Annotated in this window: 19 protein-coding genes; 10 read left to right on the top strand and 9 right to left on the bottom strand. The window is 59.9% G+C overall.

The genetic code is table 11. The features are described 5' to 3' along the window. The first annotated feature begins 22 nt into the window (after positions 1-22). Positions 23-352: a DUF1820 family protein gene (locus tag HU718_RS26725; protein WP_003185742.1), complete on the top strand. Its 330-nt coding sequence runs from the start codon at positions 23-25 to the stop codon at positions 350-352. Between the two features lie 122 nt (positions 353-474). On the opposite strand, the gene HU718_RS26720 is transcribed toward HU718_RS26725, so the two are convergent. The 4 genes from HU718_RS26720 to HU718_RS26705 form a co-directional block, all read right to left on the bottom strand. After that, positions 475-1,029 carry a tetratricopeptide repeat protein gene (locus HU718_RS26720; protein WP_003228518.1) on the bottom strand — a complete coding sequence of 185 codons (555 nt, stop codon included), beginning with the start codon at positions 1,027-1,029 and terminating at the stop codon, positions 475-477. Between the two features lie 225 nt (positions 1,030-1,254). Then, the gene (hemL, locus tag HU718_RS26715) at positions 1,255-2,538 is read right to left on the bottom strand and encodes a glutamate-1-semialdehyde 2,1-aminomutase (RefSeq protein ID WP_038361864.1); all 1,284 of its coding nucleotides are present in this window, start codon (positions 2,536-2,538) and stop codon (positions 1,255-1,257) included. Positions 2,539-2,553: 15 nt separating this feature from the next. Continuing rightward, complete coding sequence (gene thiE / locus HU718_RS26710; protein WP_186614084.1) at positions 2,554-3,177, bottom strand: thiamine phosphate synthase; 624 nt, start codon at positions 3,175-3,177, stop codon at positions 2,554-2,556. 18 nt (positions 3,178-3,195) lie between these two features. After that, positions 3,196-3,993, bottom strand: coding sequence for a hydroxymethylpyrimidine/phosphomethylpyrimidine kinase (locus tag HU718_RS26705; protein WP_007909650.1), 798 nt, complete (start codon positions 3,991-3,993; stop codon positions 3,196-3,198). Between the two features lie 303 nt (positions 3,994-4,296). On the opposite strand from HU718_RS26705, the gene HU718_RS26700 reads away from it, so the two are divergent. From HU718_RS26700 to HU718_RS26685, 4 genes are all read left to right on the top strand, one after another. Further along, complete coding sequence (locus tag HU718_RS26700) at positions 4,297-6,651, top strand: hybrid sensor histidine kinase/response regulator (RefSeq protein ID WP_186614082.1); 2,355 nt, start codon at positions 4,297-4,299, stop codon at positions 6,649-6,651. 97 nt (positions 6,652-6,748) lie between these two features. Next, positions 6,749-8,398 carry an acyl-CoA dehydrogenase family protein gene (locus HU718_RS26695; protein ID WP_186614080.1) on the top strand — a complete coding sequence of 550 codons (1,650 nt, stop codon included), beginning with the start codon at positions 6,749-6,751 and terminating at the stop codon, positions 8,396-8,398. A 182-nt stretch (positions 8,399-8,580) separates the two neighbouring features. Beyond that, positions 8,581-10,080, top strand: coding sequence for an AMP nucleosidase (gene amn / locus HU718_RS26690; protein WP_161806656.1), 1,500 nt, complete (start codon positions 8,581-8,583; stop codon positions 10,078-10,080). Positions 10,081-10,150: 70 nt separating this feature from the next. Then, entirely contained in the window at positions 10,151-10,789 is a 639-nt protein-coding gene (locus tag HU718_RS26685; protein ID WP_225936826.1) for a pseudouridine synthase, read from the top strand. Here the strand turns inward: HU718_RS26685 and HU718_RS26680 are convergent. Together HU718_RS26680 and HU718_RS26675 are read right to left on the bottom strand one after the other, a co-directional pair. Then, positions 10,784-10,993 carry a DUF2788 domain-containing protein gene (locus HU718_RS26680; protein ID WP_007909655.1) on the bottom strand — a complete coding sequence of 70 codons (210 nt, stop codon included), beginning with the start codon at positions 10,991-10,993 and terminating at the stop codon, positions 10,784-10,786. The genes HU718_RS26685 and HU718_RS26680 overlap by 6 nt on opposite strands. Positions 10,994-11,274: 281 nt before the next feature. Then, positions 11,275-11,754 (bottom strand): Lrp/AsnC family transcriptional regulator, encoded by a 480-nt coding sequence (locus HU718_RS26675; RefSeq protein ID WP_007909658.1) that lies wholly within the window; start codon positions 11,752-11,754, stop codon positions 11,275-11,277. Positions 11,755-12,205: 451 nt separating this feature from the next. Here HU718_RS26675 and HU718_RS26670 point away from each other — a divergent pair, with 451 nt between their 5' ends. Beyond that, positions 12,206-13,267, top strand: coding sequence for a DUF6515 family protein (locus tag HU718_RS26670; RefSeq protein ID WP_150706841.1), 1,062 nt, complete (start codon positions 12,206-12,208; stop codon positions 13,265-13,267). Positions 13,268-13,294: 27 nt separating this feature from the next. Here the strand turns inward: HU718_RS26670 and HU718_RS26665 are convergent, their stop codons facing one another. Beyond that, a complete protein-coding gene (locus HU718_RS26665) occupies positions 13,295-14,203 on the bottom strand; it encodes a cation diffusion facilitator family transporter (protein ID WP_102899908.1) in 909 nt (302 codons plus the stop codon). A gap of 12 nt (positions 14,204-14,215) precedes the next feature. Then, a complete protein-coding gene (gene pmcY, locus HU718_RS26660; RefSeq protein ID WP_007909665.1) occupies positions 14,216-14,635 on the bottom strand; it encodes a periplasmic Zn2+ metallochaperone PmcY in 420 nt (139 codons plus the stop codon). A 364-nt stretch (positions 14,636-14,999) separates the two neighbouring features. Between pmcY and hrpB the strand changes: the two genes are divergently transcribed. Next, positions 15,000-17,516 (top strand): ATP-dependent helicase HrpB, encoded by a 2,517-nt coding sequence (gene hrpB / locus HU718_RS26655; RefSeq protein WP_186614078.1) that lies wholly within the window; start codon positions 15,000-15,002, stop codon positions 17,514-17,516. A gap of 40 nt (positions 17,517-17,556) precedes the next feature. On the opposite strand, the gene HU718_RS26650 is transcribed toward hrpB, so the two are convergent. After that, positions 17,557-18,966 carry an amino acid permease gene (locus HU718_RS26650; protein ID WP_095121615.1) on the bottom strand — a complete coding sequence of 470 codons (1,410 nt, stop codon included), beginning with the start codon at positions 18,964-18,966 and terminating at the stop codon, positions 17,557-17,559. Between the two features lie 325 nt (positions 18,967-19,291). On the opposite strand from HU718_RS26650, the gene HU718_RS26645 reads away from it, so the two are divergent. Genes HU718_RS26645 through HU718_RS26635 form a run of 3 tightly spaced genes read left to right on the top strand, consistent with a single transcriptional unit; the run spans position 19,292 to position 23,032 of the window. Then, positions 19,292-20,305: a TauD/TfdA family dioxygenase gene (locus tag HU718_RS26645; RefSeq protein WP_186614076.1), complete on the top strand. Its 1,014-nt coding sequence runs from the start codon at positions 19,292-19,294 to the stop codon at positions 20,303-20,305. 4 nt (positions 20,306-20,309) lie between these two features. Continuing rightward, positions 20,310-21,893 carry a phenylalanine aminomutase (D-beta-phenylalanine forming) gene (locus tag HU718_RS26640; protein WP_095121619.1) on the top strand — a complete coding sequence of 528 codons (1,584 nt, stop codon included), beginning with the start codon at positions 20,310-20,312 and terminating at the stop codon, positions 21,891-21,893. Further along, positions 21,890-23,032, top strand: coding sequence for a pyridoxal phosphate-dependent aminotransferase (locus tag HU718_RS26635; RefSeq protein ID WP_225936825.1), 1,143 nt, complete (start codon positions 21,890-21,892; stop codon positions 23,030-23,032). Before HU718_RS26640 ends, HU718_RS26635 begins: the two co-directional genes overlap by 4 nt. The last annotated feature ends 8 nt before the right edge of the window (positions 23,033-23,040 follow it).

Here is a 23,040-nt window from a genome sequence, read left to right as displayed (position 1 = left end):
TCCCCGATGTTATCCCCCCGCCATGACCAAACGCGAAGCTCCAATCTATAAGGTGATTTTCCTCAACCAGGGCCAGGTGTTCGAAATGTACGCCAAGCAGATCTATCAAAGTGATCTGTGGGGTTTTCTGGAAGTGGAAGAGTTCGTCTTTGGCGAGCGCACGCAAGTGGTCGTCGATCCGAGCGAAGAAAAGCTCAAGGCGCAGTTCGAAGGCGTGGTGCGCAGCTTTGTGCCGATGCATTCGATTGTGCGTATCGACGAGGTGGAGCGTCTGGGCACCCCGAAAATCAGCGAAGCCCGTGGCGCGGTCGGCAATGTGATGCCGTTCCCGATGCCGATGCCTGAGAAGTAAGCCTTAAAACCGAGTCGCCTCATTCGCGAGCAGGCTCGCTCCCACAGGGATCTTCTGAACACTGGAGATCTACTGTGGGAGCGAGCCTGCTCGCGAAGAGGCCAGAAAAATCTATAGAGAAATCAGGGAAGCGGCGAGAAAGGCGTACGCCCATCGGCACTCTGCAATTCCATCAGGTATTTACGGAAAATTTGCCCGAGCACCTGAGTGGCGGTTTCGAGATCTTCGCGGGACATTTTTTCGGAAACTTCGTCAGCCGTATCCAGCGCATCTTCAGCGCCGTTGACCGCGGCCATCTTCAGCACGATATACGCCTGAATGTTGTTGGCCTGCACGCCTTCACCGTGGAAGAACATCGTGCCGAGCTTGAACTGCGCCTGAGCGTGGCCTTGCAGCGAGGCCTTTTCGAAATAGCTCAGGGCTTGATTGAGGTCGCGCGGCGCATTCTTGCCGTCGTAGTAGAACTCACCCAACTCGTATTGCGCTTGCGCATCCCCTTCGTCCGCCGCTTTCTGGCAGGCGGCCAGTGCCTGCGTGACGTCTTGCGGCTGAGTATTGAGGGTGCAACGACCCATCGCCGGGATCAACAACGAGTTGCCGCCTGCTTGTGCATGCGCGAGCAGGGGCTGAAGGAGCAACAGGCAGCCCAAGGCAAGGGTGCGGCCGGTGCGGTTCATGGGAATCGACTTACCTCTGAAGGGCACGCGGACCCATCGAGGGATCCAATAAGCGCGCATTATGAAATAAGCAGGGCCAACCTTACAAAGTCTTTACTCGTTTTTCTGCTGCGCGGGGAATATATCGCCCACTTTAGGGGAGATTTTTAGCAGGAGCATCGGAAAAACGGCGTGGGTGTAGGTGAATGCTGACGCTGGCGATAGCCAACGTCAGCGGTACGGCGATTACTTCAGTGCAGCGAAGGCGCGCTCGGCAGCGTCCAATGTCAGTTTCAACTCGGCTTCGCCGTGGGCGATCGAGGTAAAGCCGGCTTCGAAGGCGCTCGGTGCCAGGTACACGCCACCTTCCAGCATCAGGTGGAAGAAGCGACCGAACAACGCAGCGTCGCTGGCCATCACGTCTTCAAAGGTGACGATGTCATCGGCGCCGCTGAAGTACAAACCGAACATGCCGCCAGCCTGGGTGGTCACGAATGGAATGCCGGCAGCATCGGCGCGCTGTTGCAGACCGTCGAGCAAACGCGTGGTGTAATCGGTCAGCTCAGCGTGGAAGCCTGGACGGCTGATCAAACGCAGCGTGGTCAAACCAGCGGCCATGGCCAGCGGGTTACCCGAAAGCGTGCCAGCTTGATACACCGGACCCAGCGGCGCGATGCGCTCCATGATTTCGCGCTTGCCGCCGAAGCAGCCAACCGGCATGCCGCCGCCGATGATCTTGCCGAAGGTGGTCAGGTCAGGATTGACCCCGTAGTACGCCTGAGCACCGCCGAGGGCAACGCGGAAACCGGTCATCACTTCGTCGAAAATCAGCACCACGCCATGCTTGTCGCACAGCGAACGCAGACCTTCGAGGAAACCTGGTGCTGGCGGCACGCAGTTCATGTTGCCGGCCACCGGCTCAACAATAATGCACGCCACGTCCTCACCCACTTCAGCGAGCATCTTTTCCACAGCGTCGATGTCGTTGAAGGGCAGGGTCAGAGTGTGTTTGGCGAATGCCGCCGGCACGCCGGCCGAACTTGGCACGCCTTGGGTCAGTGCGCCGGAACCGGCCTTGACCAGCAGGCTGTCGGAGTGACCGTGGTAGCAGCCTTCGAACTTGATGATGCTGTCGCGGCCGGTGTAACCACGGGCCAGACGGATCGCGCTCATGGTCGCTTCGGTGCCGGAGCTGACCATGCGCACCATGTCCATCGATGGCACCAGCGAGCAGACCAGATCGGCCATCTCGGTTTCCATCGCGGTCGGCGCGCCGTACGACAAGCCGTGTTGCAGTTGATTGCGCACCGCGTCGAGCACGTCCGGGTGGCTGTGGCCGAGGATCATCGGGCCCCACGAGCCGACGTAATCGACATAACGCTTGTCGTCTTCGTCAGTGACGTAGGCGCCTTCAGCGTGCTTGAAGAACAACGGCGTGCCGCCAACGCTCTTGAATGCACGAACGGGCGAGTTCACGCCACCGGGAATGTGTTTCTGGGCATTGGCAAACAGGGTTTCGGAACGAGACATGATCGGGCTCTCAAATCAGACTTTCAGTAATTCATTGAACGCGCGGGCGCGGCGGGTCACTTCGGCGGTGTTCTCGGCACCAAACAGACCGTGGACTACGGCCAGCAGGTCGACGCCATGGGCCACCAACGGTGCGGCGTTGTCGAGGGTGATGCCGCCAATCGCGCAGATCGGCAGGTGCAGCGTGCGTTTGGCGTGGTCGAGCAGATCGAGGCTGCAGGTCGGCGCGCCGGGTTTGGTGTTGGAGTTGAAGAAGCGGCCGAAGGCGACATAACTCGCGCCTTCTTTGGCGGCTTGTTCGGCCAGCGCGAGTTGCGCGTGGCAGGTCGAACCGATGATGGCTTTGGAACCGAGCAGCGCGCGGGTCGGTGACAGCGGGCCGTCGGTCTGACCGAGGTGCACGCCGACGTTAAGGCGCGCCGCCAGTTCGGCATCATCGTTGATGATCAGCTGCGTCTTGTAGCGCTCGCACAAGTCGCGCAACGCTTCGGCCTCGCGCAGCCGGCGGGCTTCGTCGCTGCTCTTGTCGCGGTATTGCAGCAGGGTGACGCCGCCTTCCAGCGCCGCCTCCACGTAAGACAGAAACTTGCCCGCCAGCAATTGGCTGTCGGTAATGGCATACAGGCCACGTAGTTTCATCGGGCAGACCTCACGACGTTACGAGCAGAAATCCAGCGGCAGGCGACGCGGGACGAACTGGCCTTTGCCCAGTTGTTCGGCATCGCGCAGGGTGCGCCAAGTGTAATCCAGAGCACTGCGTACGGCGCTGGCGAGATGTTCGCCCTGTGCCAGTCGGCCGGCGAGGGCGCTGGCCAAGGTGCAGCCAGAGCCGTGATAGCTACCCGGCAGACGCTGGCAGATAAAGGTTTCACGCAGACCGTCGCGGCTGTACACACGGTTGTGGATTTCAGTTTCGTCGCCGTGGCCGCCGGTGATCAGCAGGTTTTTGACGAACGGCAGGAGTTTTTCAGCGCATTCGTCGGCGGTGCCTTCTGGCAATTCGGCGAGGATGCGCGCTTCAGGAAGGTTGGGGGTGGCAATGATCGATAGCGGCAGCAGACGCTCACGCATCGCATAGCCGACCTCGTCCTTGCCCAGGCGTCCGCCGCCGCCGGCGCGCAGCACCGGGTCGCAGACCACTGGCAAGTGCGGGTGCGCGGAAAGCAGTTCGACAACGGTGTCGACCATTTCCAGCGAACCGAGCATGCCCAGTTTGACCGCAGCGACTTCGGAATCGTTGAGCACGGCATTGGCTTGAGCCAACACCCACTCACGGTCGAGGACGCGGAAGTCAGTGACGTTGACGGTGTCTTGCACGGTCAGGGCGGTGACGGCCGGAGCCGCATGGCAACCCTGCGCGAGCAGAGCTTCGATATCTGCCTGCAAGCCGGCGCCACCACTTGGGTCGTGGCCGGAGAGACAGAGGACAACGGGGCGGGAGCTGTAGATATTCATGGTGCGCGAGCTTACCACCAAAGCTGATTTTCGGGTTCAGTGCCGTTGTCCCGGGCCGATAACCTGGCAGGAGAATCCGACCGCTCTGTCACAAGCTGACCAACTCAACAGCTCTAGCTCGCTGCTTTGCTCTGGAACGCCCGTTCTAGAGCCTTTGTAGGAAAAATTTCAATGGTGCTCAATGGCCATCAACGGCTATGCTAGTCTGGATCCAAACCAATAACAGGTAATACCGGTTTTACGTCTACTCAAAGGGAATGGGGGGCTTCCTGACACAACCGGACGAGCCACGCTGGGGCTTCAATGCGCTATCTGCTGATGTTGCTGTTCTGCTTGCCCCTTATGGCGAGCGCCGTCGAATTCGACGAATTCACCCAGAGCCTGCCTCTGGGCCGGTCGCTGCAAGTGTTCGAAGACCCGAGTGGTCAGGCGAGCATTGCCGATGTTCGCGCGCAGGCTGCCGCCGGCAATTTCAAAGCCCACGATAAAGACGCGCTCAATGCCGGTTACTCGCGCTCAGCGTTCTGGCTGAAGATCGACCTGCATTACCGTCCGAGCAATCCCTCTGCCCAGCGTACCTGGCTGCTGGAGCTGGCGTATCCACCGCTCGACCATCTCGACCTGTACATGCCCGATGCCGCTGGCGACTACCTCCTCGTCCGGCAAACCGGTGATGCCTTGCCGTTCGCCAGCCGTGAGATCCGCCAGAACAATTATTTGTTCGGCCTTTCATTCAAACCGGACCAACAGCAAACCGTGTACTTGCGACTGGCGAGCGAAGGCTCGATCCAGGCACCGGTGACGTTGTGGTCGAGCACCGCGTATCTCGAAGACCAACCGGTGCGCCTGTATGTGCTGGGCATCATTTACGGCGTGCTGCTGGGGATGGTGGTTTACAACCTGTTCATCTACCTCAGCGTGCGCGACACCAGTTACCTCTATTACATCTTCTACATTGCCTCGTTCGGCCTTTATCAGTTGTCGGTGAATGGCGCTGCCGTCGAGTATTTCTGGCCGGATAATCCTTGGTGGGCCAACGCAGCCACGCCATTTTTCATCGGCTGTGCGGGGCTGTTCGGCAGTCAGTTCGCCCGCAGTTTCCTGCAGACCAAAAACCATAGCCGCTGGCTTGATCGCTTGCTGATTGCACTGATCGCGTTCGGCGCGCTGGTGGTTGGTTTGTCGCTGATGACCAGTTACGCGCTGTCGCTGCGCTTGGCGACGATACTGGCGCTGACCTTCACTGTGGTGATTTTCGCCGCAGGGATTCTGGCCTGGTGGCGCGGCTTGCGCGTGGCGCGTTATTTCATCATCGCCTGGTCGGCGTTCCTGCTCGGCGGCATCGTTAACACGCTGATGGTGCTCGGCTTGCTGCCGAACGTGTTCCTGACGATGTATGCCAGCCAGATCGGCTCGGCGATCGAGGTGGCGCTGCTGTCGCTGGCACTGGCGGACCGCATCAACGCGATGCGCGAGCAACAGGCGCAGACGCTGTACGACGCCGGGCAGAAACTCGAAGTGCTCAACCAGCAACTGGCCCACAGCAACAAGCTCAAAGACGAGTTTTTGGCGACCTTGACCCACGAACTGCGTACACCAATGAACGGTGTGATCGGTTCGCTGGAACTGATGCAAACCGTCGAAATGGATCCGGAGCTGGAGCAATATCAGCAAACCGCTGCCGGGTCCGCACGGGACATGATGCGCATGGTCAACGGTATCCTCACCCTTACCGAATTGCAGGCCGGCAAGCTCAAGGCTGCGCCGGGCAGTTTCAGCCTGCGTGGCGTGGTCGAAGCGTTGCGCGTGCAGTTCGACGGCAATGCAGCGAGCAAGTCGCTGGACTTCAAGGTCGATGTGCTGCCAACCCTGCCGGATCGTCTGCACGGCGACAGCGCCAAGCTCGCGCAATGCTTGGAATGCCTGCTCGACAATGCGATCAAGTTCACCCGTGTCGGTGGGTTGGCGCTGCGCGTGACGGGCAAGCCGTCGACGGGCAATCGTCTGGCGCTGTCGTTTGCGGTGATCGACACCGGCATCGGTTTTACCGACCTGGGCGAGGCGACGATGTATCAACGCTTCTTCCAGCTCGACGGTTCGATGACCCGCGAATACGGCGGACTGGGCGTCGGCCTGGCGATCTGCCGACAGTTGGTTGAGCTGCTCGGCGGCAAGCTTACCCATCGCTCGGAACCTGGGAGCGGCAGCCGCTTCCAGTTGGACGTCGAGTTCGAATTGCCGGTGGTTGAATCTGCGCCAATAGCCGCGCCTTCGCACGATTGTGTTCGCGCACCGCAGGATTGCACGGTGTTACTGGTGGACGACAACAGCGTCAACCAATTGGTGATGCGCGGCATGTTGCTCAAGCTCGGTTTCCGCGTGCGCACCGCTGACAATGGCGCAGCGGCACTGGACTGCCTGCAGCGGGAAACCTTCGATGCGGTGCTGATCGATTGTCAGATGCCCGCCCCTGAAGGCGCGTCCTTGTGCTGCCAGATTCACGCCATGCCAGGCTGCGCCAACCTGCCGGTGTTCATGCTCGCACTGACCGCGGACCGAGAGCTTTGCGCCACGGGAGCCCCGGTCGATTACCTGAACAAACCGGTGAAATTCGAGGAACTGCAATCCGCACTGGAGCGTCGGGTGCTGTCCTGTTGATAGGGTAAAAGCGCCGCCAATTCGGCGTTTATGACACTTTGATCAGTCTGGGGGCGGTGCTTAACTGACCGCTCCGGTTGATTCAAGGAGCCCCGTCATGAACCTGCATCAGTTCGCCGAAACCCACCAGGTCACCAACCAGCCACCGTCGCTGGACGGCACCAACCTGTACCGCATCGACCTGCCGCTGCAGGAATGGTCGCAGCGCTTTGGTGCCGGGTGGGCGGAGTCGCGGATCGATGCCTACGGCGCGCTCGCCGGTGGTCCGTTGATGGAAGCCGGGTTCCTCGCCAATCAGAACAAACCAACGTTCGCCAGCCATGACCGCTATGGCCATCGCATTGATCTGGTGGAATTTCACCCGGCTTATCACGAGCTGATGCGCACGGCGATCGAACACGGACTGACGTCATTGCCGTGGGCGCATCCACAGGACGGCGCCCATGTCGCCCGCGCCTCGATGACTTATTTGCACAGCCAAGCCGAGGCCGGCAGCGGTTGCCCGTTGACCATGACCTTTGCCAGCGTGCCGGCCCTGCGCTTGCAGCCGAACATCGCTGAGCAATGGCTGCCGAAAGTCCTCGCCACCGAATACGATCCGCGCAACGTCGGCATGGCGCACAAGGCCGGCGTGACCATCGGCATGGCCATGACCGAGAAACAGGGCGGCACCGACGTGCGCGCCAACACCACCAAGGCCTATCCGGTCGGCGCCAGCGGCCCGGGTCAGGCCTATGAACTGGTCGGGCACAAGTGGTTCTGCTCGGCGCCGATGTGCGATGCGTTTCTCACGCTGGCGCAGACCGACAAGGGTTTGAGCTGCTTCCTGCTGCCACGCCATCGCCCGGACGACACGCGCAATCAGTTCTACATCCAGCGCCTGAAAAACAAACTCGGCAACCAGTCCAACGCTTCCAGTGAAGTGGAGTTTCGTGGCGCGCTGGCGTGGATGGTCGGGGAAGAAGGGCGCGGTGTGCCGACCATTATCGAAATGGTGGCGATGACTCGCTTCGATTGCATGGTCGGTTCCAGTTCACTGATGCGTCAGGCGCTGACCCAGGCCAGCCATCACTGCGCGCATCGCAAGGTCGGCGGCAAACTGCTCAGCGAACAGCCATTGATGCAAAACGTGCTGGCCGATCTGGCCCTGGAAAGCGAAGCCGCGCTCGCCCTGAGTTTGCGCATGGGCAAGGCGCTGGATCATCTGGATGATCGCCATGAAGCGCAATTTGCGCGGCTGGTGACGGCGGTGGGCAAGTATTGGATCTGCAAACGCGCGCCGGGGATGATCAACGAAGCGGCCGAATGCATGGGCGGCGCCGGGTATGTCGAGGACAGCATTCTGCCGCGCCTTTACCGCGAGGCGCCGGTGAACTCAACGTGGGAAGGTTCGGGGAATGTGCAGTGCCTGGACGTGCTGCGCGCGTTGTCGAAAGAGCCGGGTGTGCTGGACGTGTTGTTCAGTGAGCTGGGCGATGGACATGGTGACAAGCGTCTGGCCGCGCATATTCAGCAGTTGCAGGCGCAGTTCAAGGACACCAGTGATATTCAGTACCGTGCGCGGCAACTGACCGAAGACATCGCGCTCGGTTTGCAGGCCAAGCTCCTGTTGGAGGCCGGGAACTCAGCTGTCAGCGATGCCTTTATTGCCAGCCGCCTGAGCGGTGGTGGCCGCGCCTACGGCGCCTTGCCACGCGGCCTCGACATCGAGTCCCTCGTCGCCCGCTCAACCCCGCAAGGTTTCTAATCCAGCAAAAATTCCCTTGTGGGAGCGAGCCTGCTCGCGAAAGCGGTGTATCAGTCGACATTTTTATTGAATGACCCACCGCATTCGCGAGCAGGCTCGCTCCCACAGGGGATCTTCATTGATTTAAAGATTTGGGTACACCCACAACGCCACTGTTCCCGTGACGCCACGATGCAGGCAAGATGAAGCTCTGCAAGTCAGAACACAGGAAGCTGATCGTGACCGAAGCGTTTATTGTCGTTCAAACCGCCGAACAAGCCGTGGATCGTCTGGCCGAGTTGCATGAGCGGGCCACCACTGCGCTGAACTCGGCGCTCAAGCGTTACCTCAAGGATCGCGTCGAACCCGACGCTGCGCAGCGTGCTCTGTTTCGTTATCCCGAACTGCGTCTGACCTATCACTGCCAGGGCGAAGTCCCGCAGACCACCCGCGCTTACGCCAAGGTGCAACTGCCGGGCACTTACAGCGTCACCGTTACCCACCCGGCGGCGTTCCGAAAATACTTGCTCGAACAACTGACGCCATTGATGCACGACTTCACGGTGACCGTGGAAGTCGGCGTCAGTCAGCAGAACATTCCGTATCCGTATGTGGTCGAGCAGGGCGATGAACTGGCCGGCTCCGGCGTCACCGCTGCCGTGCTGGCGCGGGTGTTCCCGAGTACCGACCTGTCCGCAGCGACCGATGGCATCGCCGACGGTCTCTACGATTGGGAAAACACCGATCCGCTGCCGCTGGCGCTGTTCGACGCCGCCCGTGTGGACTTCTCGCTGCGGCGTCTGGTGCATTACACCGGCAGCGACTGGCGCCATGTGCAGCCGTGGATTCTGCTGACCAACTATCATCGCTACGTCGACCAGTTCATCGTCCATGGTCTGGAGCAATTGCGCAGCGACCCGCGTTTCGTGCGCATGGTGCTGCCGGGCAATGTGATCATCGAGAAAGGCATGGATCACGGCGAGGCGTCGGCGATTGCTGCCGGTGTGGTCTGGCACCGTTACCAGATGCCGGCCTATCACCTGATCGCCAGCGATGGCCACGGCGTCACGCTGGTGAACATCGGCGTCGGCCCGTCCAACGCCAAGAACATCACCGACCACTTGGCGGTGCTGCGTCCGCATTGCTGGCTGATGATCGGTCACTGCGGTGGCCTGCGTCAGTCGCAGACCATCGGCGACTACGTGCTGGCCCACGCTTACATGCGTCGCGACGGCATTCTCGACCGTGTGGTGCCGCCGAACATTCCGATCCCGGCGCTGGCCGAAGTGCAAATGGCGTTGCAGCAAGCTGCGGCGAATGTCACCGGCGAGAAGGGCGACGACCTGAAAAAACGCCTGCGCACCGGTACCGTGTTGACCTACGACGACCGTAACTGGGAATTGCGTTGGGCGCAGGAACGGCCGTTGATCAACCTGTCCCGTGCTGTCGCGGTGGACATGGAAAGCGGCACGATTGCCGCGCAGGGTTATCGCTTGCGGGTGCCGTACGGTACGTTGCTGTGCGTCTCGGATAAACCGCTGCACAGCGAAATCAAACTGCCGGGTTCGGCCAACGCCTTCTACGAACGTGCGGTCAGCCAGCACTTGAAGATCGGCATCGAAGCGGTGGATCTGCTGCGCACCGAACTCAACTCGCTGCACTCGCGCAAACTGCGCAGCTTCGACGAACCGCCATTCCGCTGATTTGTTGATGGTCATTTAACGGTCAGGCTACTAGCATTGGCAGCCCTGACCGTTAGATGTTCTTTTCGCCATGTCCCGTCCTCCACGTCCACCTTCCCGCCGTCCTGGCGCGGAGAAGCCTCAGTCTGCTTCTCCGCGCCGTGTTGCCAAGGCTCCACCGGCCGATCCGAAACTGATCCTGTTCAATAAACCGTTCGATGTACTGACGCAATTCAGCGACGGTGAGGGGCGGGCGACACTCAAGGATTACATTGATGTGCCCGGCATTTATCCGGCCGGACGCCTCGATCGTGACAGTGAAGGCTTGTTGCTGCTGACCAACGACGGGCAGTTGCAGGCGCGCATCGCCGATCCGAAACACAAACTGGCGAAGACCTATTGGGTGCAGGTCGAAGGCGTGCCGACGGCCGAGCAGTTGCAGCGCTTGCGTGACGGCGTTGAGCTGAACGACGGCATGACCTTGCCCGCCGAAGCGCGGCAACTGGATGAACCTGAGTTGTGGCCGCGCAATCCGCCGGTGCGTTTTCGCGCGACCATACCGACGTCATGGCTGGAGCTGGTGATTCGCGAAGGGCGCAACCGTCAGGTACGGCGCATGACGGCGGCGGTCGGGCTGCCGACGTTGCGGCTGGTGCGGGTCAGGATTGGTGACTGGACGATCGATGGCCTTGATCAGGGCCAGTGGAAAGAAGTGCCGGCGCGCTTATAGAGCGCCGGATTCGATCAGGCCGATTACCACACTCTTGATGATGAACGCGGCCACGCCCAGGCCCAGCACGAAGAACAGAATGAACGAGCCAAAGCGCCCGGCCTTGGACTTCTTCGCCAGATCCCAGACGATGAAACCCATGAAAATGATCAGGATGCTGACCAGACCGGTCATCATCCACTCTTCTAATAAGGCTGGATCCATTGGGTTTCTCCGGCGCGCATGGGGCTAAAAGGGCGCGGCGAGTATACGTCAAGGTGTGTGGGGTGGCATTGATCTGGGTCTGATCCGGAACTGTTGCCCTCACCCTAACCCTCTCCCGGAGGGCGAGGGGACTGACCGAGGTGTCTGGCGTCATACATCGACCTGAAAAATCGAGTCGATTATGGATTCACAGCAGAACGCTCAGGTCGGCGTACTTTTTCAGCATCTCACGGTCGGCCCCCTCTCCCTCTGGGAGAGGGCTGGGGTGAGGGTGCCCTTGATCAGCTACGCAAATGAGTCAGCGGCAGTTCCGTGCTGTTCAACACCTGATTCAGCACAAAACTCGAGCGAACACTGGTCACCCCTTCAATCCGCGTCAAATGCCCCAGCAACAGCTTCTGATAGTGATCCATATCCGGCACCACCACTTTCAACTGGTAATCGGCATCCACGCCCGTCACCAGACTGCACTCCAGCACCTGCGGCAACGTCCGAATCGCGGCTTCGAAATTCTCGAAACGCTCCGGTGTATGCCGGTCCATGCCGATCAGCACATACGCCGTCAGGCTCAATCCGAGCATCTTGCGATCGAGCAACGCCACCTGACGCGATATATACCCGTCGTCTTCCAGTTGCTTGACCCGGCGTGAGCAAGGGGAGGGTGACAGACCGATGCGCTCGGCCAACTCCTGGTTGGAGATGCGGGCGTCGCGCTGCAATTCCGCCAAAATGCTCAGGTCGTAACGGTCGAGTTTGCTCATCAATCTGTCCTTTGTTGTAACTATTGCGGCAGATTATCTATCCAGGGTTAAAAATTGCGCAAGTGGTGTTTATTTCAGCAATCTTCGCAATCCTCTGTCGCCGCCTCAGGCCTATTCTTATCACCAGAATCACTGCTCGGTAACACAGTCCACGCGGCCCGCCCTATCCGGCCTGCCGCGGCCGCCACCCCCACCGGGGTTGTGCCGGCCCCCGAGCTGCACACTGTCCAGAAGACGGCGTGAGGTGAGCCGACGTCAAAAGCGTCGAGCCAGGACGAAGTTCTCTAGAAGGGAGGCCGACGGGTCTCCCTTTTTTCTTGCCTGCGATTTCATGTCGGGCGCTCAATAAATAAGTTGCGCGACTGATAACCTGTTGCAGAACCCGGTGTGTGTATTCCCGGTCTTAGTGACAAGTCCTCTTACATTTGCAGGCCCCGCAGTGAGAAAAAGCATGAATTCGCGCATCTGGCGTCTGGCTGGTGTTGGTTTGCTGTGTGTGAGTGTCAGTGTGCAAGCGCTTGCCGATGAACCACAGAATCGCGGCCCGGATGGCGGCGGCCACGGCCAGGATCATCAGGGCAACAATCAGGGCCGTGGCGGCAACAATCAGCCGCGCCCGCAGAACAATCCATCGCAGAATCAGCCGCAACAGAATCAACCGCGTCCGCAGAACAACGAGATCATTCGTGGCGACAACAGCCGCCAGTTCGAGCACAACGGCAACAACAATGGCCAGTGGCAGAACCGCGATCAGAATCGCCCGGCCTACAATCCCAATCCGGTGCGCCAACCGCCACCGCCGCCGCAACTGCCGGCCAACAGCCTGCCGATCCAGCCACGGCCCGACGCCGTGCGCCAGACCCAGGAACCGCGTCAGGGTTACTACCGCGACGAGCGCCCGCAGAACGGCTACAACAACCAGCATTGGCAGACCAACAATCGGCCCAACGACAATCGCTGGCCGGGGCGCCCGGACGGGCATGGCAATGGTTGGGGGCCGGGTCCGCAGTATCGACCGGGACATGTGATCGACCGCTTCCCGGATCGCGATTACCGCGTGCCGTATCGTGGTCAGGATTACTTCTTTTCCGGCGGATACTGGTATCGTCCGCAAGGCCCGCGCTACATCGTCGTGCAGCCGCCGCGCGGGATTCGCATCCAGTATTTGCCGGATTACGCCCGTGAGGTGTGGATCGGTGGTTCGCTGCTGTTCCTCGCCGCCGGTTCCTACTATGCCTATCAGGAAGCGACGCAGGATTACATCGTGGTCGAACCGCCGGTTCAGCAGCAGCCGCAACCGCAGTCTCAAGGCTATGACGTTGAAGCGTACCCGGCCAACGGCCAGTCGCCGGAGCAGGTGCAGCAAGACGGTTACCAGTGCTATCAGTACGCCGTGCAGCAAAGCGGTTTCGATCCGCGCACCGCGACGTATCAACCGGCGCCCGAAGTGGTTCAGGCGTACCGGCAGGCTCAGGGCAATTGCCTGAGCAGTCGCGGTTATCAGGTCAGATAGAAGCAGCTGCGAGCGGCAAGTGTCGAGCTACAAGCTTGAAGCTTGCGGCTCGCGACTTGTAGCTGCTTTTATCGGGTCGGCGTGCACCAGCACTTCGGCTCGCGGGTAGGCCTTGTGAATGGCATCGGCGGCTTGGTCGCTGATGCCGTGCGCCACTGACAAGGTCAATTCCCCCGGCAATTCCAGGTGCAACTGCACAAACCAGTGGTTGCCGGAAATCCGCGTGCGCAAGTCATGCGCGCCCAACACGCCGGGCACACTGCACGCCAGTTCGAGCATGTGCTGGCTGACGTCGGTTGGCAGTTCCTCATCCATCAACACCGAAAAACTTTCCCGGGCGATCTGGATTGCACTCCACAGGATATAGGCCGCAATGCCGAGTCCGAACCAGGCATCCAGTTGATGCCAGCCGAACCCGGCCAACATCAGCGCCACCAGAATACTGCCGTTGAGTAACAGATCGGATCGGTAATGCAGTGAGTCGGCACGTACGGCGTTGGAGCCGGTCTGCTTGATCACTCGATGCTGCAGCACCAGCAAGGCCACCGTCAGCAGCAATGAGAAAATGATCACGCCAATGCTGATCCACGGCGCGCCAAGCGGTTCCGGGTGCTGGATGCGTTCGTAGGCCTGAAACGCAATCAACACCGCACTGCCGCCAATGAACAGCGCCTGCGCCATGCCCGCCAGCGATTCCGCTTTGCCGTGGCCATAACGGTGATCGTCATCGGCCGGGCGCAGCGCGTAATGCACCGCCAGCAGATTGAGCAGCGAAGTGACGCCATCCAGCGCCGAGTCGGTGAGGCCGGCGAGCATGCTCACCGAGCCGCTCAGCCACCAGGCGATGGCTTTAGCGATGATCAGTGTGCACGCGACCGCCACCGAGGCGCGGGTCGCCAGCCGCAGCAGGCGGGCGTGTTCGGGGCTGGAGGTCATTTAACTTCCTTTTTAAGCGGCGGGTTGCAGGCCGAACATCGCCAATTGTTGAGTGCTGCCCTTGTGTTGAATCAGGCGCGGATCATCCAGTGGGAAATCTCTGCCCAACTCGCTTTCGAGAATAGCCTGCAACTTGTGATTATCGACCTGACCGTCTGGGCCGATGGCTTGCTTGAGCTTGGCCGGGTCGATCTGCGCGGTGTGGCCCGGTTCGAAATAGATCGCGCCGGTGGCAAAGTCGACGGCAAACGCGATCAGGCCGGGAATGACGTAGAACAGCAGGCCCACGGCGTCGAGCACAGCAATCGCCGGGTCGATCTTGCCGTCGATCTGACCGCGTCGGTCCGGGTAGAAAATCGAACCGCACGCGGTGATTTGCGTGAGCAGGGTGGCGACCAGTACACCGCCGATCAGGCGAAAAGGTAAGCGCATGGGAAAATCTCCTGAGTCATCTAAGAACGAAGCGTAGTCGTGTGAAGTTAAGACCCTGACGAACGCCCGCCAGTTCGCCGTTATACTCGCCGCTGGCAGGGCGTGCCCACAGTAAATCGCGGCCTCGTCTCACCCCTACCGAAATACGTTGAGGATTGAAGTTGTTTTCTCCAGATCGACACCGCGTGAAGGCCAACGAATCCTATCGGGGTTCGGCCCTCCGGGCTAAAGCTGTGAGCGCGCCATGCTGCGTTGCGGGACTTGGCAAGGAAACGACCCTTACCTGCGTCCCGCGCCTTGCCTGGCACGCTCACAGCTTTAACGCGACTCGCAATTTACTGTGGGCACGCCCTGGGGAGCCAGCATGAATTCTTTGCCAATCGATGAAGTTTTACCCGCCCTGCGTGAAGCCCTAGCGACGCGCCACGAAGCCGTGCTCGAAGCACCGCCCGGCGCCGGTAAAACCACCCGCGTGCCTTTAGCCTTGCTCAATGAAGCGTGGCTGGCCGGGCAGACCATTCTGATGCTTGAACCGCGCCGTCTCGCCGCGCGGGCAGCGGCGGAACGGCTGGCCAGTGAGCTGGGCGAGAAGGTCGGTGAAACCGTTGGTTACCGCATTCGTCTCGACAGCAAGGTCGGCCCCAACACACGCATCGAAGTGGTCACCGAGGGCATTCTCACTCGTCGCTTGCAGGATGACCCGGCGCTGGAAGGCGTGGGCTTGCTGATCTTCGACGAATTTCACGAACGCAGCCTCGACGCGGATCTGGCGCTGGCCTTAAGTCTGAACGGTCGCGAGTTGTTCCGAGCTGAACAGCCGCTGAAGATTTTGTTGATGTCGGCCACGCTGGAAGGCGAGCGTCTGGCCGGGTTGCTCGATGATGCGCCGATCCTGCGCAGCGAAGGCCGCATGTATCCGGTGACGATGCGCTGGGGCCGGCCGTTTCAGCCCGGTGAATACATCGACCAACGTGTCACGCAAACCGTGCTCGAAGCGCTGCACGATGAAACCGGCAGCCTGTTGGTGTTTCTGCCGGGGCAGGCGGAAATCCGTCGTGTGCATCAACAATTGGCCGACGCCATTGGTGAGCGCGGCGATGTGTTGCTGTGCCCGTTGCACGGTGAACTCGACCTCAACGCACAACGTGCGGCGATTGATCCGGCCCCGGCCGGTCAGCGCAAAGTGGTGCTGGCGACCAACATCGCCGAGACCAGTCTGACCATCAACGGCGTGCGCGTAGTCATTGATGCCGGGCTGGCGCGGGTGCCGCGTTTCGATCCCGGCAGCGGCATGACGCGCCTCGATACTCAGCGGATTTCCAAGGCCAGCGCCACCCAGCGTGCGGGCCGGGCAGGGCGACTCGAGCCGGGCGTTTGCTATCGCTTGTGGTCGCAGGATCAGCACGAACAACTGGCGGCGTATGGCAGTGCGGAAATTCTTTCGGCGGATCTCGCCAGCCTCGCCCTGCAACTGGGGCGCTGGGGTGTCACGCCGGGCGAACTGGTCTGGCTGGATGTTCCACCGGCGGCGGCTTATGCACAGGCGCAGGATCTGTTGCAGCGACTTGGCGCGCTGGAAGGCGAGTCTCTGACCACGCACGGTCAGGCCATGGCTGAATTGCCGGCGCATCCGCGCATCGGCCATTTGCTGCTGCGGGGGCAGGCGTTGGGTCTGGCGAACATGGCGTGCGATGTCGCCGCGTTGCTCGGCGAGCGCGATATCTTGCGTGGCGCCGGGGCGGATCTGCATAGTCGCTTGGTGCTGCTGTCCGGCGAGGAACGTGCCGCCCGTGGTGCGCAGGGCGGGGTACAGCGCGCTAAGCAATTGGCGCGGCAATATCGCGGTTATCTGCGCGGCAAGGCCAGCGAGCCGGTCAGCGATCCTGATCATCCGCGCTGGCTCGGTGCCTTGCTGGCGCTGGCCTATCCGGATCGCGTCGCGCAACAGCGGCGTGCCGGTGGCGCCGAATATCGTCTGGCCAACGGTCGTGCGGCCTTGTTCGCCGAGGCCGACAGCCTGATGAAGGAGCCGTGGATCGTCATCGCTGATCTCGGCAGCCGTCAAGGCCAGCGCGAAGAACGGATTTATCTGGCGGCGGATTTCGATCCGGCGCTGTTCGATTCGGTGCTGGCCGAACAGGTGCGCAACGTCGATCAACTGGATTGGGATGAGCGCGAAGGCGTGCTGCGCGCCGAGCGTCAGCGCAAGGTCGGCGAGCTGATTCTCAGCCGTGAACCGCTGACCGGCCTCGATGAAAATGCGCGCAGTCAGGCGCTGGTCAATCTGGTGCGGCGCAAAGGTCTGGAGCTGCTGCCGTGGACGCCGGAACTGCGTCAGTGGCAGGCGCGGGTGGCGTTGTTGCGGCAGTTGGAGTTGAACCATCAGGATGACAGTCAGTGGCCGGATGTAAGCGACGCGGCGTTGCTGAACACCCTCGAAGATTGGCTGATGCCCTATCTGGGCAAGGTCTCACGGCTCAGCCATTTTGCCAGCCTGGATCTGTCGAGCATCGTACGCAATCTGCTGCCCTGGCCGTTGCCGCAAAAGCTCGATGAGCTGGCGCCGCATCATTTGAGCGTGCCGTCGGGGTCGTCGATTCGTCTGGATTACAGCGAGTTTCCACCTGTTCTCGCGGTGCGTTTGCAGGAATTGTTCGGGCTGGCGGATACGCCGCGGATTGCCGGCGGGCGGCAGGTGGTCAAATTGCATCTGCTATCGCCTGCGCGGCGGCCGGTGCAGGTGACGCAGGATCTGGCCAACTTCTGGCGCAGCACCTATGCCGAGGTGAAGAAGGATTTGAAGGGGCGCTATCCGAAGCATTATTGGCCGGATGATCCGTTGGTGGCCGAGGCGACTGCGCGGATCAAGCCGCGCAAGTAGAGCTACCAGCGCGACTTGATCGGTGGGGGCGCTCAGTGGTTCAGGTTTCCCCGTAGAGGCCCTGCGCAGCAGTGCGTCGATGCTTGATGCCATGACAAAACCACATCAATCCGATCCACAGGGGAATCGCGTACACCGCGATGCGAATGACGGGGTCGAGCAGCATGACGCCGAGGATGAAGGCCAGGAATGCAAGGCACACATAGTTACCGTAGGGGTACCAGAGTGCTTTGAATAATGGCTTGCGCCCGGCCCTGTTCAGATGTTGGCGAAACTTGAAGTGGGAAAGGCTGATCATCACCCAATTGATCACCAGCGTCGCAACCACCAGTGACAGCAGCAGCTCCAACGCATATTGCGGGATTACGTAGTTCATCAGCACGGCAAACAGGGTCACAGCGGCAGACGCAAGAATCGAGCGTACGGGGACGCCGCGCCGGTCGATCCTGGTCAGGCTTTGCGGAGCATCACCTTGCTCGGCCAGGCACAGTAATAGGCGGCTGTTGCAATAAGTACCGCTGTTATAGACCGACAGCGCAGCGGTCAGCACTACAAAATTGAGAATGTGCGCCGCGGTGGCGCTGTCGAGCATCGACGACACCATAACGAAAGGACTGGCGCTGTAGGTGTCTCCAGCTGCATTGAGTGAGATGACCAGACTGTCCCACGGCATCAGCGACAGCAGCACGACAAGTACGCCGACGTAGAAAATCAGAATGCGATAAATCACCTGGTTGATCGCTTTGGGAATCACGGTCTGCGGTTTATCGGCTTCGGCCGCGGTGAAACCGAGCATTTCCAGACCACCGAAGGACAGCATGATGACCGCCATGGACATCGCCAGGCCGCCGAGTCCATGTGGGAAAAATCCGCCGTGTTCCCACAGGTTGCTGACCTTCGCTTGCGGGCCACCGTGGCCGCTGACCAGCAGATAGCTGCCCATGGCGATCATGCCGATCACTGCCAGGACCTTGATGATGGCGAACCAGAATTCGGCCTCACCGAATATTTTCACGTTGATCAGGTTGAGGGCATTGATCAGTACAAAAAAGACTGCGGCCGACACCCAGGTCGGAATATCGGGCCACCAGTAATGCACATATTTGCCGACGGCAGTCAGTTCGGACATGCCCACCAGGGTGTACAGCATCCAGCAATTCCATCCCGACAGAAATCCGGCGAATCCGCCCCAATACTTATGGGCGAAGTGGCTGAACGAGCCTGCGACGGGTTCTTCAACGATCATTTCACCCAACTGCCGCATGATCAGGAAAGCGACGAAACCGCAAATCGCGTAACCGAGGATCATTGACGGACCAGCAGATTTGAGTGCGCCCGCCGAACCCAGAAACAGCCCGGTTCCCACAGCGCCACCCAGCGCGATCAATTGGATATGTCGATTTTTCAGGCCGCGTTTCAGTACGCCTGAGCGCGCTTCGGGTCCGCTCATTGAAATGGGCTCGCCTGAATTTTGCTGAGAAAACTTGCCGGGAGGCTTTCGCGGTTGAATGCGCCGCAGTGATGAAGCCGCTGTGCGCGCTGAAGGACTGCTTTTTGCGTGATCATTCGTGCATCTCGTCCTTGAAATTATTTCTCATGAATATCAATCGGTTGGCTTTTTTTCGCGGCCTTGAACCAGCGTGGCTGCGGGACAGAGCGCATTAAATCTATTGGAAGAAACATATTTCTATCTGTTGAATTTGTAAATAGGGGGTGATATCTAATGCACCGCAGAAGGACATGCCGACGATTACAGGGACGTAAGGAGTGAGAAGGTGAAGGGCAGCAATTCAACAGCACCATTTGATTTCGTCACCAGCGGACACGCTGATCCGAAGCACTTTTTTTCGCAGGCCGCGGATGACATTCGTGCGCGGTTGCTCGATGACGGCGCGGTGCTCATTCGCTCCGCCAGGCAGTGCAGGGATCCCGGCGTGTTTGAGGCAGCCATTGCTGCACTTGGCTTTGAAACCCGTGATTACGTGGGTGGAAGCTCACCGCGCTCGACTATTCAGGGCAAGGTGATGGAAGCGACCCGCACACCGCCAGACTGGTCCGTCATCCTTCACCAGGAAATGGCCTACGTAAAAAGCCCTCCCGAGATCATCGCATTCGTATGCGTTGAGCCTGCTGGAAAGGGCGGCGAGTCTGTCATCGGTGACATGCGCAAACTCGAACGTCTGGTGGATCCGGCAATGTTGCAACGACTGACGGAGCGCGGCCTGAAATTACGTAGAACGTTACCCAGTGAAGACCGGGTCGGTCTCAAGCCCGGCGTGAAAAAGAGTTGGCAGGAAACTTTCTCGACCCACCGTCAGGCTGAAGCCGAGATGCATTGCCGCGCCCGGGGATGGGACTTCGAGTGGAATGGCGCGGACCTGATCCTCTGGCAGGACTGTATTTCCCCGATGCGTGCACATCCCCTGACCAGCGCAAATATCTGGAGCAATCAAGCGCATTTCTGGGGGGCGGCAGCCATGATCGAGTGGGCGCTTATCGACGGTCGGGAGCAGGACGCCCGTGAATTGATGACGGCGCAACGCGAAAACCCGCTACTGCTGGAGGCCATGTGCTTCGGTGACGGTGAACCGCTCCCGGAAGATCTGACCCTGGCGCTTTTCCACGCCGTGCGCGGGCTGGAACAGGATATCGATTTGGGCGAGGGCGACATCCTTCTGCTCGATAATTTGCAGTATGCGCACGGACGACGTGCATTCTCGGGTAACCGAACCATCAACGTGATCATCGGCAATTGGGCCGGTGACCAGTCATACGCCGTTCAAGGATGAAAAAATGACAATTCAGGAAAGGGATTTCGCCTCCGATAGCACGTTTGTACTGACTCCCGGAGTCGACGTATGCCTCAAGGACCTGATCGCGTTTGCCCAACCGGGGAAAACCGTGGTCGCTTCGCAAGCCACGCGACAGCGCGTCCAGGCCTCGAGAGAGGCGCTGGAAAATCTGGTTGCGCAAGGGGCGGTCATTTACGGCGTCAACACCGGCATGGGCGGGTTCGTGGATCACCTTGTGCCGCTCGAGAAAGCCCATGAGCTGCAATCCAACCTTATTCAAGGTGTATCGACGAACGTTGGTGAGCGCTTCCCCGACAGCGTCGCCCGCGCCACGATGTTCGCACGAATTGTTTCTTTGTCCCGTGGTAACTCGGCGATCTCGCTGGAGAACTTTGATCGATACATTGCCATTTACAACGCCGGGCTGATTCCTGAGATTCCCAGCAAAGGTTCCCTGGGCACCAGCGGTGATCTGGGACCGTTGGCGGCTGTTGCGCGGATGTTGACCGGTGACGGCTACGCTTACCTCCATGGCGTGCGCGTTCCGGCGGCGCAGGCGCTTGAACAATTGCAGCTGAAACCGTTGCACTTGAGCTACAAGGAAGGACTGGCGCTGATCAATGGCACGTCCTGCATGGTCGCTGTCGCGGCGATGAACGTGGTCGAGGCGCGTCAGCTTCTTGAGCAATACATCTCGATCTCGGCGTTCTCTTTCGAGTCACTGCAGGCCCGAGTACGTCCATTTCACCCTGACGTCCACAAGTTGAAACCGCATCTGGGCCAGCAGAAAATCGCCGAGACCATCTGGGACGATCTGCAAGGTTCGGAACTGGCGATCGATGACATTGAGCTCTCATCGCAGCTGAGTGCATTGCGCACCGACGCAGTTCGCCAGGAAGCCATGCCCATCGAGGATGCCTACTCGATTCGCTGCACACCGCAGATTCTGGGGCCGGTACTGGAAACCATCGAGTTCGTCGAGCGGATAGTGGCCAATGAACTGAACTCGTCCAACGATAATCCGCTGGTCACGCCGGAGAATGGCGAGGTGTTCCACAATGGCCATTTCCATGGGCAGTACATCGCTTCGGCCATGGATTATCTGACGATTTCGATGATCACGATGTGTAACCTTGCCGACCGTCGAATAGATCGTTTCCTGACGAAAGCCAACAGCAACGGTCTGCCGTCTTTCCTCTGTGCAGAAAATGGCGGTCTGCGTTTTGGCCTCATGGGCGGCCAATTCATGTCGGCTTCCCTGACTGCAGAAAACCGTTCGCTGGCCACACCGGTTTCGATCCAGACGCTGACCACCACGGCTGACTTTCAGGACGTGGTTTCCTTCGGCCTTATTGCCGCGCGTCGTGTGGCTGAAGTGCTGCAGAACACGCGCTATGTCATCGCCTTCGAACTGATCTGTGCAGCTCAGGCAGCAGACATTCGCGGTAGCGCCAAGCTGAGTCCGCGCGGACGTGCGTGGCATGCACAGGTGCGCGAGCTGATCCCTTATCTCGATCGTGATATCGCTCTGACCGGGTATCTGGAAAGTCTCGTAGCGCAGGTTCTCGGGGGGCATGGCCGATGAGTTCGCCGAGTGATAACCCTGTCTTGGCCGGGCAGGCTACGGTGCCCGCCGAGATGCCTGATGCTCGCTTGCATGCCAACGAAAATCCGCTGGGTGCATCGGCACTGGCGCTGCATCTGTGCACATCGATGCCTGCGCTTCTGAGCGAGTACCCGGAGGTGACGTACAAGTCGCTTCGCACGGCTATTGGCGAGCGATGGAATGTTGATCCTGCGCGAGTGATGCCAGGGGCGGGGTCTGACGAACTGATCGATATTGCACTGCGCAGTCTGTTGAAACCTGGCAGCCGCCTCGTGGCTCAGCAGCACAGTTTCAAAATGTACAAGATCAGGGCCGAACTACTGGGCGCTGACTACAGTGAGATGGTTCCGGTTGCGGGTGAAGGTTACGAAACTGCGCTGAGTACGGCCCTGCAACAAAAACCGGACGTCGTGGTGCTGGTGAACCCATCCAATCCGCTGGGGGACTATCTGCCGCCGGCTGAGCTGCTGAGGCTGGTTGCCACCATCCCGGAAAGTACGACGGTCATCATCGACGAAGCGTACGCAGAGTTCGCCCCGGACCGGGAAAACTCGCCAGGTGTGCAGGTCGTCAATATTCGCAACAACGCAATATGCCTGCGAACGTTTTCCAAGGCCTATGGGCTCGCGGGTTTACGGCTGGGATGGGCCTATGCCAGTGCTGATCTGATTGCAGTGCTGCAAGCGCGTCGTGCGCCCTACAACGTCAGCGCGTTTTCCGCCCGCGCTGGAGAGTACGCGCTGTGGGACACCGAGCATCTGGAAAAAACGGCGGCACATTGCGTCGCGTGGGGGCAAAAGATCGTCCGTCTGTTCAATGCCTGTGGCATTGCGGCTAGAAGCCAGTACGTCAACTTTGTATTTGTCGAGTTCGAAAACACGCAGGAGTGCCAGGCGTTGCATGCCTGCCTGGCAAGTGAAGGTTTCCTGACTGCGCCGTTGACCGATTATGGCCTTGATCACTGCCTCAGGATCTCGATTGGCAGCGACATGCAAATGACTGGATTGTGTGATGTGCTTCGAAAACAGCTGCACACCGACAGTTCTCGACAGAATTGGGGCGGCTCGGAAATCCCAAGCGCTTCGCATCAGTTTGCAACACCCATGAAAGAGACCTGACTCGAGGT

This window comes from Pseudomonas tensinigenes (assembly GCF_014268445.2).
Lineage (GTDB): Bacteria > Pseudomonadota > Gammaproteobacteria > Pseudomonadales > Pseudomonadaceae > Aquipseudomonas > Aquipseudomonas tensinigenes.
Note: the sequence above shows the minus strand (reverse complement) of the source record. Positions and strands in the feature narration are given on the sequence as shown.